The organism is Streptomyces sp. NPDC059247 (assembly GCF_042754005.1).
Classification (GTDB): Bacteria; Actinomycetota; Actinomycetes; order Streptomycetales; family Streptomycetaceae; genus Streptomyces.
In genome coordinates this window covers 19,847-27,323 of record NZ_JBHYZW010000036.1, presented here as the reverse complement: position 1 = coordinate 27,323, position 7,477 = coordinate 19,847, and the positions used below count along the sequence as shown (strand labels likewise).

The 7,477-nt window shown below is 73.4% G+C and carries 7 protein-coding genes; 3 read left to right on the top strand and 4 right to left on the bottom strand.

What is annotated here, in order from left to right:
* Nucleotides 1-129: 129 nt before the first annotated feature.
* The 4 genes from ACFXGN_RS31675 to mca all read right to left on the bottom strand — a co-directional run bounded on the left by ACFXGN_RS31675 (nt 130) and on the right by mca (nt 3,779).
* Nucleotides 130-1,383, bottom strand: coding sequence for a hypothetical protein (locus tag ACFXGN_RS31675; protein WP_384865711.1), 1,254 nt, complete (start codon nt 1,381-1,383; stop codon nt 130-132).
* Nucleotides 1,380-2,012, bottom strand: coding sequence for an ATP-binding cassette domain-containing protein (locus ACFXGN_RS31670; protein ID WP_384865710.1), 633 nt, complete (start codon nt 2,010-2,012; stop codon nt 1,380-1,382). Before ACFXGN_RS31670 ends, ACFXGN_RS31675 begins: the two co-directional genes overlap by 4 nt.
* A gap of 656 nt (nt 2,013-2,668) precedes the next feature.
* Nucleotides 2,669-2,905 carry a hypothetical protein gene (locus tag ACFXGN_RS31665; RefSeq protein WP_384865708.1) on the bottom strand — a complete coding sequence of 79 codons (237 nt, stop codon included), beginning with the start codon at nt 2,903-2,905 and terminating at the stop codon, nt 2,669-2,671.
* Entirely contained in the window at nt 2,898-3,779 is an 882-nt protein-coding gene (gene mca, locus ACFXGN_RS31660) for a mycothiol conjugate amidase Mca (RefSeq protein ID WP_384865706.1), read from the bottom strand. Before mca ends, ACFXGN_RS31665 begins: the two co-directional genes overlap by 8 nt.
* 98 nt (nt 3,780-3,877) lie before the next feature.
* Between mca and ACFXGN_RS31655 the strand changes: the two genes are divergently transcribed.
* The 3 genes from ACFXGN_RS31655 to ACFXGN_RS31645 all read left to right on the top strand — a co-directional run bounded on the left by ACFXGN_RS31655 (nt 3,878) and on the right by ACFXGN_RS31645 (nt 7,470).
* The gene (locus tag ACFXGN_RS31655) at nt 3,878-4,279 is read left to right on the top strand and encodes a DUF4307 domain-containing protein (protein ID WP_384865705.1); all 402 of its coding nucleotides are present in this window, start codon (nt 3,878-3,880) and stop codon (nt 4,277-4,279) included.
* A 188-nt stretch (nt 4,280-4,467) separates the two neighbouring features.
* Nucleotides 4,468-4,965 carry a transcription elongation factor GreA gene (greA, locus tag ACFXGN_RS31650; protein WP_384865703.1) on the top strand — a complete coding sequence of 166 codons (498 nt, stop codon included), beginning with the start codon at nt 4,468-4,470 and terminating at the stop codon, nt 4,963-4,965.
* 108 nt (nt 4,966-5,073) lie between these two features.
* Nucleotides 5,074-7,470, top strand: coding sequence for a PQQ-binding-like beta-propeller repeat protein (locus ACFXGN_RS31645; protein WP_384865701.1), 2,397 nt, complete (start codon nt 5,074-5,076; stop codon nt 7,468-7,470).
* Nucleotides 7,471-7,477: the final 7 nt, after the last annotated feature.

Sequence of the window (7,477 nt, the reverse complement as noted above, 5' to 3'; positions counted from 1 at the left end):
GGCAGGTACGGCCCGATGAACTTCCACTGAGCATCGGTGAGTTGCCTGAGCGTCACGACCAATGTCCTACCGGGTTCCACCCCGCGAAGAGGGCAGAACTCAACAACTGATCACGACATCACACAGGCCCTAGCACGAGCACCACCGAACCGGTGGCGAGCAGCAGCGCGTCGGCCGATGGCCGCTCTGGAGCGGCCATCGGGCGAGGGCCGTGACCGTGCCCGCCAGTCCCACCGTGACGGTCACCGCGACGACCGGCCACGCCAGGGTGCGGGCGAGCGTCCCGCCCCACCGCTCGCCGAGCAGCGGGGCCAGGGTCAGCTCGTCGCGCAGGCCGCGCCAGGTCTCGCCGACCCATCCCGACCCCCAGTACACGGCGACCGCGCCGAGCAGCCAGGCCCAGGTCGACCCGACGCCGAGGGCCAGCAGCGCGCCCCCGGCCGACAGGAACGCGACGGCCGCGACCGCGCGGCCCCGGGTGCGGAGCGCCCGGACCGCTCCCTGGGCGAGGTGGCCGCGCAGCCGTCCGTCCGGGCGGACGAGGGCCGAGGCGAAACCGCGCGGCTCCGGGCGGTACAGGTCGAGCGCGTGGTGGAGGGTGCCGGTCCAGGCGAAGGTCTGGGCCTCGGCGGCGCGGGCCGCGTCGCGGGTGAGCCGGGCGAGGTCGGCCGTACGGACGGACCGGAGGGCGGACCGGCCGAGCAGGGCGGCGGTGACCGCCAGGACTCCGGCGACGAGCCACGGTCCTCCCCCGCCGAGGAGGGCGGACCGGCCGAGGAGCGCCACGACGGGCGCGGCGGCGGCCACGGCGGCGGCGAGCAGGACGTTGTCGCGGACGGTCCTGACCTGGCCCCACAGCCAGGCCGACGGGGCGACGGCGGCGATGCCCACCGCGACGGCCACGCCCTGCGGGAGGAGCGGGCCGCCCGGGTCGTCGAACAGGTCGGTCAGGAGGAAGGCCGCCGTGGACACCGTGAGCAGGGTGCCGAGTCCCGCGAGGGCGAGGCGGCGGCGGGCGATGGCGCCGAGGTAGTGGGCCGGGGACAGGTCCGTGGACAGGAACACGTACAGCAGGAAGGGTTTGAGCACCAGCGGTCCCCAGAAGCGGCCGGTGAGCTGGGCGCCCCAGACCGCCGCCGCCGCGACCAGGCAGACGACCGGCGTCGCCGCCTCGGCGGTCTCCAGGGGGACGAGCGCCCGGGTGGTCCGCATCAGGTGGACGACCGGTGCCACGTACACGAGGGTGAGGATCGCGGCGAGGTAGACGGTGTACGCCCGGTCCCGCGGGGTGGCGCGGTCGCCCCGGTGGGCGTACCCGTGCCGTACGGCGTGGACGCGGTCCTCGGGGCCCGCACCGGTCGCGGTCACGGTGTCCGCCGTCATCCGAGCTCCACGACGCCGTCGCCCGCTTCCATCAGGACCGTCTCGTGGGTGGCGACCAGGAACGAGGTGCCCTGTCCTGCGCGTTCGGCGAGCAGGGCCGCGACGAGGGCGACGCGGTCGGAGTCGAGGTGCCGCTCGGGTTCGTCGAGCAGGACGACGTCGGCGGGGCGGACCAGGGTCAGCGCGAGGCTGAAGAGCTGGAGCTGTCCCGAGGAGAGCTGGGCGGGGAAACGCGTGCCCAGGGCGGTGAGGCCCAGACGTCCGATGATCTCCTCGGAGCGCTCGGCGGTCGTCGGGGTGTTGCCGTACCAGGAGGCGGCGACCAGGCCCACCTGTTCCCGTACCGTCATGTCCCGGGCGACGGGCACCGGGTCGACGAGGGAGGCCACCAGCCGTCGGTGCCGGGGCTTCGTCAGGTCGACGGCCTCGCCGCGCACGAGGACGGCTCCGTCGGTCAGTCTGCGGCTCCCGAGGAAGGCCCGGAGCAGGGTCGTCTTCCCCGAGCCGTTGCTCCCGGCGAGGCACCGGAAGCCGCCGGGCGGGACGGCGAACGTGGTCGGCGCCAGGAGCGTGGTCCCGTCCAGGACGACCGTGGCGCCCTCCGCGGCGAGCGCGGGCCCCTCGCTCACGGCCGCTCCAGCACGAGGAGCGTCTCGCGCGAGCGCACGCCGTAGGGCTCTCCCGCGTACGATCCGTCGATGCCCGCCACCTCCAGCCCGGCGATCCGTGCCATCAGCCGGATCTCCCCCAGTGTGGCCCAGGTGGCCGTCTCGTGGAACGCCGTGTCGGGGCGCCCCGCACCAGGAAGATGCTCAGGATCCGCTGGGCGGCCCGGTCCGGGGTCTGGGTGATCGTCACCGTCCGCTCCCGGCCCGGCGGTGGGTGACGGACCGGGCGTCGCCGCCCTCGCGCTGGAACCCGGCGGGGTCCGTGCGGTCGAGGAACCCCGCACCGCCCGGTGCGGGGTCTGGGCGAGGAAGAAGGTGCTCCGCGCGCCAGGGTGACGCACCGCGGACCTGGTGCGGACAGGGCCCTGCAGGGGTAGGACCCGGGGCGGACAGGGCCTGGTGCCGTTCAGGACCCTGTGCGGGCAGGGCAGGGCACGGGCAAGATCCCGTGCGGGCAGGGCAGGGCACAGCACGGCCGGGACTCGATGCGGTCAAGGCCGACGCGGCCACACCCGTACCGCCAGCCCCGTACGCCCCCCGCCGCCCGGCGGGACGCGTTCCGCCGCGGGGTCCGGGGACCTCGCGGCGGGTGGGGGCGGGCCTCCGGGTGGAGGGGGTTACTTGCCCGGGGTGGCCGCCGGGGTGTCCGGGGTGGCCGACGGGTCCGGGGCCTCCTCGAAGGAGACCCGGCCCATGTGGCGGTTCATCGACTTCATCAGCAGCCAGACGGAACCGGCCAGGACGGCGAAGACGACGAAGCCGAGGACGCCGGGGGTCACCTTGTTCTTGTCCAGCTCTTCGGCGGCGAAGGGGATCAGCTGGGTCAGTGCCAGATGTGCGCTCATGCTAGGCATTGTCCCGGACGCCCGCGAAGAGATCTTCCTCGGGGAGGGAGGTCGGCACCAGCGCCTTGCTGAGCTCGTACTCCTCCGTGGGCCAGACCTCCTTCTGGAGCTCCATCGGGACCCGGAACCAGCCGCCGTCGGGGTCGATCTGGGTGCGGTGGGCGAGGAGCGCCTTGTCGCGGACCTCGAAGAACTCGGCGCAGGGCACGAAGGTCGTCAGCGTCCGCTCCTTGCGCTCGAACTCCTTCCAGCGCTCCAGCCACTCGCCGTACGGGGACTCCAGGCCCCGGGCGAGCAGCGCCTCGTGCAGGGCGGTGGTGCGGGGACGGTTGAAGCCCTGGTTGTAGTACAGCTTCAGGGGCTGCCAGACCGGGCCGAACTCGCTCTCCGGGTACTTCTCCGCGTCGGTCGCGCCGTCGAAGGCCACCATCGTGATCTTGTGGGTCATGATGTGGTCGGGGTGCGGGTACCCGCCGTTCTCGTCGTAGGTCGTGACGACCTGCGGACGGAACGAGCGGATCTTGCGGACCAGCTCGCCGGCCGCCTTGTCCACGTCCTCCAGGGCGAAGCAGCCCACGGGGAGCGGGGGCAGCGGGTCGCCCTCGGGGAGACCGGAGTCGACGAAGCCCAGCCATTCCTGGGAGACGCCCAGGATCTCGCGGGCCTCGTCCATCTCCTTGCGGCGGACCTCGTGGATGTTCTCCTCGATGTAGGGGTCGCCCTGGAGGCTGGGGTTGAGGACCGAGCCGCGCTCGCCGCCCGTGCACGTCACCACCATGACGTCCACCCCCTCGGACACGTACTTGGCCATCGTGGCCGCGCCCTTGCTCGACTCGTCGTCGGGGTGGGCGTGAACGGCCATCAGCCGCAGCTGCTCAGTCAAGACTCGATCCTCAGTGATTCGACGCGGAGCGTGGTCTCTATAGTGACGGAATCGGGGGAGGGAAAATTCCGGCACCCCCGGCTTCGAGAGGAACGGTCATGAGCGCGGTGCGAGAGCGGCTGCCCGAGGGACGCTACGGGCGTTCGGCGGACGAGGCGGCGGACCGCAAGCTCAGGATCACGGGCGCGGTCCTCGGCGTCCTCTTCCTCGGCCTGATGAGCTGGTTCGGCTGGCACTACGTCGTCGCCAGCAAGATCAGCGCCGAGATGATCAAATTCGACGTGGTCAGCGCCACCGAGGTGCAGGTGCACCTGGAGATCCGCAAGGACGAGGGCGTCAAGGGCGTCTGCACCCTGCGCTCCCGCGCCGAGGACGGGGCCGAGGTGGCCCGCAAGGACGTCAGGATCGACGATCCGGCCTCGCGGGTGGACCAGGTCTTCTCGCTCCGCACCACCAGCCAGGCGACGAACGCCGAGCTGATCGGGTGTACGTCCCGGTAGCGGTGGGTAGGGACGGGGTGTCGAGTCCTGGCGAGTCACCACGGTGACCTGGGGATACTCCATCCCGATGGTTTATGTCCTCCCGCTTTTCGCCACTCATTGTTAGGCTCGTGGTTTCGCCCACCCGGGAGCACCGCTACCCGGTGTAGGGCGATGCTTTGTATTCCCAGTACCTACGAGGAGCACCTGTGACCCAGACCAGCGACAACGTCACCTGGCTCACCCAGGAGGCGTACAACAAGCTCAAGGACGAGCTTGAGTACCTGTCTGGTCCCGCGCGTACCGAGATCGCCGCGAAGATCGCCGCCGCGCGGGAAGAGGGCGACCTGCGCGAGAACGGCGGGTACCACGCGGCCAAGGAGGAGCAGGGCAAGCAGGAGCTCCGGGTCCGCCAGCTCACCCAGCTGCTCCAGCACGCCAAGGTCGGCGAGTCCCCGGCGGACGACGGCATCGTCGAGCCCGGCATGGTCGTCACGATCGCCTTCGACGGCGACGAGGACGACACCATGACCTTCCTGCTCGCCTCCCGCGAGTACGCGAGCGGCGACATCGAGACCTACTCGCCGCAGTCGCCGCTCGGCGTCGGGGTCAACGGCAAGAAGGCCGGTGACGACGCCCAGTACGAGCTGCCGAACGGCAAGAAGGCCACGGTGAGGATCCTCAGCGCGAAGCCCCACTCCGGCTGAGACACCCCCGTCCGCACGAAGGGCCGGTCCCCGCACGGGGGCCGGCCCTTCGTGTCGTAGGCCCGTGCGATGATGCGGCCTACATCGCGTCTTGAGGGGGAGGGCGACGTGCTGGGACCGCTGCGCGCGGACGCGCCACGGCAGATCGGACCGTACGAGGTGCTCGCCCGGCTCGGCGCCGGAGGCATGGGCGAGGTCTTCCTCGGCCGGGGCGCCCAGGACGGCACCTTCGTCGCCGTGAAGACGGTCCTGCGGGACGTCGCGGGTGACCCCGCCTTCCGGGACCGCTTCCGCCGCGAGATACGGGTCGCCTCGCTCGTCGACAGCGTCCACGCCGCCGCGCCCGTCGGCGGTGACGCCGACGCCGAGGTGCCCTGGCTGGCCACCGCCTACGTCCCCGGGCCCAGCCTCTCCCAGGCCGTCCGGCGCGGCGGCGCCCTCCCCGTCGACGCCGTCCGCGCGCTCGGCGCCGGTCTCGCCCTCGCCCTCGCCGACCTGCACCGGGCCGGGGTCCTGCACCGCGACCTCAAGCCCGGCAACGTGATGCTCTCCGTCGACGGCCCCCGCCTCATCGACTTCGGCATCGCCCGCAGCAGCGGCGCCACCACCATGACCGCGACCGGCGTCATGGTCGGCACCCCCTCCTTCATGTCCCCCGAGCACGTGGCGGGCGCCCGGCGGGTCACCGCCGCCTCCGACGTCTTCTGCCTCGGCTCGCTCCTCTGTTACGCGGCGACCGGCGAGGACCCCTTCGGCGACGGACCGCTGGCCGCCGTCCTCTACCGGGTCTCCCAGGCCGAGGCCGACCTGGACCGGGTGCCGGACGAACTGCGCGGGACCCTCGCCGCCTGTCTGGCGGCCGACCCGGCGGCCCGCCCCGAGCCCGGGGCGCTCGCGGAGCTCCTCGGCGGCCCGGCCGGACGTTTCCCCTGGCCGGAGGCCGTACGGGAGCACATCGGCGAGTACGGGCGGGAGCTGGCGCAACTGGTGGCCTCGGGCGGGCCGCTCCTGGCGGCCCCGCCGGTGGATCCGCACGGCCCGGTCGTGACCCCGGCGGCGCCGGGACCGCACTCCATGGCGACACAGGCGCCGGTGCTCCCGCCGCCGCGGGCCCCCGCCGTTCCCCCGCGCCGCCGCCGGAAGCGGGCGCTCGCCGCCGCCCTGGCCCTCGCCGTCGTCGCCGGGGGCCTCGGCACGTACCTGCTCTGGCCCGGGACGCCCGCGAAGAAGCCCGGCCCGCCCGCGAAGGCCGCCCCGCCCGCCGCGCCCCGCGTACCCGGCGTGGACGACCGGGGTCTCGCCGACGCCTCCGGGATCGTCCCGCAGAACGCGGCGCAGCGGCCGGCCGGCTGGCGGCCCTGGCGGGGAGGGCTGACCGCTCCGGCGCTCGGCTGCTCCGCCGGGGAGAAGGTGCTGGTGTGCAGGACGACGGACGGACGGTTCGAGGCCCTGGACCCGAAGGACGGGAAGCGGCTGTGGTCGGTGGACCGGGCCGAGGACACCCCCGACCGCACCTACATCAGCCCGACCGGCCACGACTTCGTCGGCGGCGACAGCAGCCGCCCCACCGTCCACGACTCCGCCGTGGCCCTCGTCAGCGGGTCCGAGCTGCAGGTCCGCGAGGCATGGACGGGCGCGGTCCGCTGGCGGAAGCCCGCCATCGGCCACCAGCTGATGTGGGACGGGCGCCCGCTCGTCGGCGACGGCGTCGTCTACGCGGCGACCGATCAGGTCACGGGCCAGTCGGACCGGATCGCCCTGCGGGCCTTCGCCCTGGCCGACGGGCGGGAGCTGTGGTCGAAGGCGCTGACCAACGCCCAGCTCCCCAGCGCCCTGCGGCGCTCCTTCGAGCCGGTGGCGTACGCCCGGGGCGTCGTCTACGCCCTCAGCCAGGGCGGGCTCGTCGCGTACGACGGGAAGAAGGGCACCCTGCTCGGGCAGGTGGAGGCGGCGGCGCGGACCTGCCTCGACATCAAGGTCCTCGGCACGACCGGGTACTGCCCCGACGACGCCTTCGGACGCGACCCGAAGAACCGGGTGCATCTGCTCGACGCGCGGACCCTGGCCCCGAAGGGGACGCTGCCCGCCCCGGTCTCCGCGCTGACCCCCACGGCCGTCGGCACCGGCGCCGTCATCGGCTTCGACGGGGGCCTGAAGATCCTCGACCCGGCCAGCGGAAAGGTCCTCGCCTCCTATCCGGCGAAGGGCGCGCCGAAGGGGCTCGCGCACGCCTGGTCGGCGCCGCTGGTCGCCGGTGACCGGGTCGTGTACGCCGACTTCTCCTCCCTGTACACCGTGCGGCTCGGTGCCGACGGGAAGCCGGGCGCGCTGAGGAGCGTCGCGGTGCCGGGCGCGCCGGGCCCCCGGGTCGAGGAGGAGGACTTCGACCTGTCCTGGGGCTACGCGATCGAGAAGCGGGTGCGGGCGCCGGAGGTGCTGCCGGTCGGCGGGATCGCGTACCTCTTCTATGACAAGGGGGCCGTGGCCTCCGTGGAACTCCCCTGACAGTCCC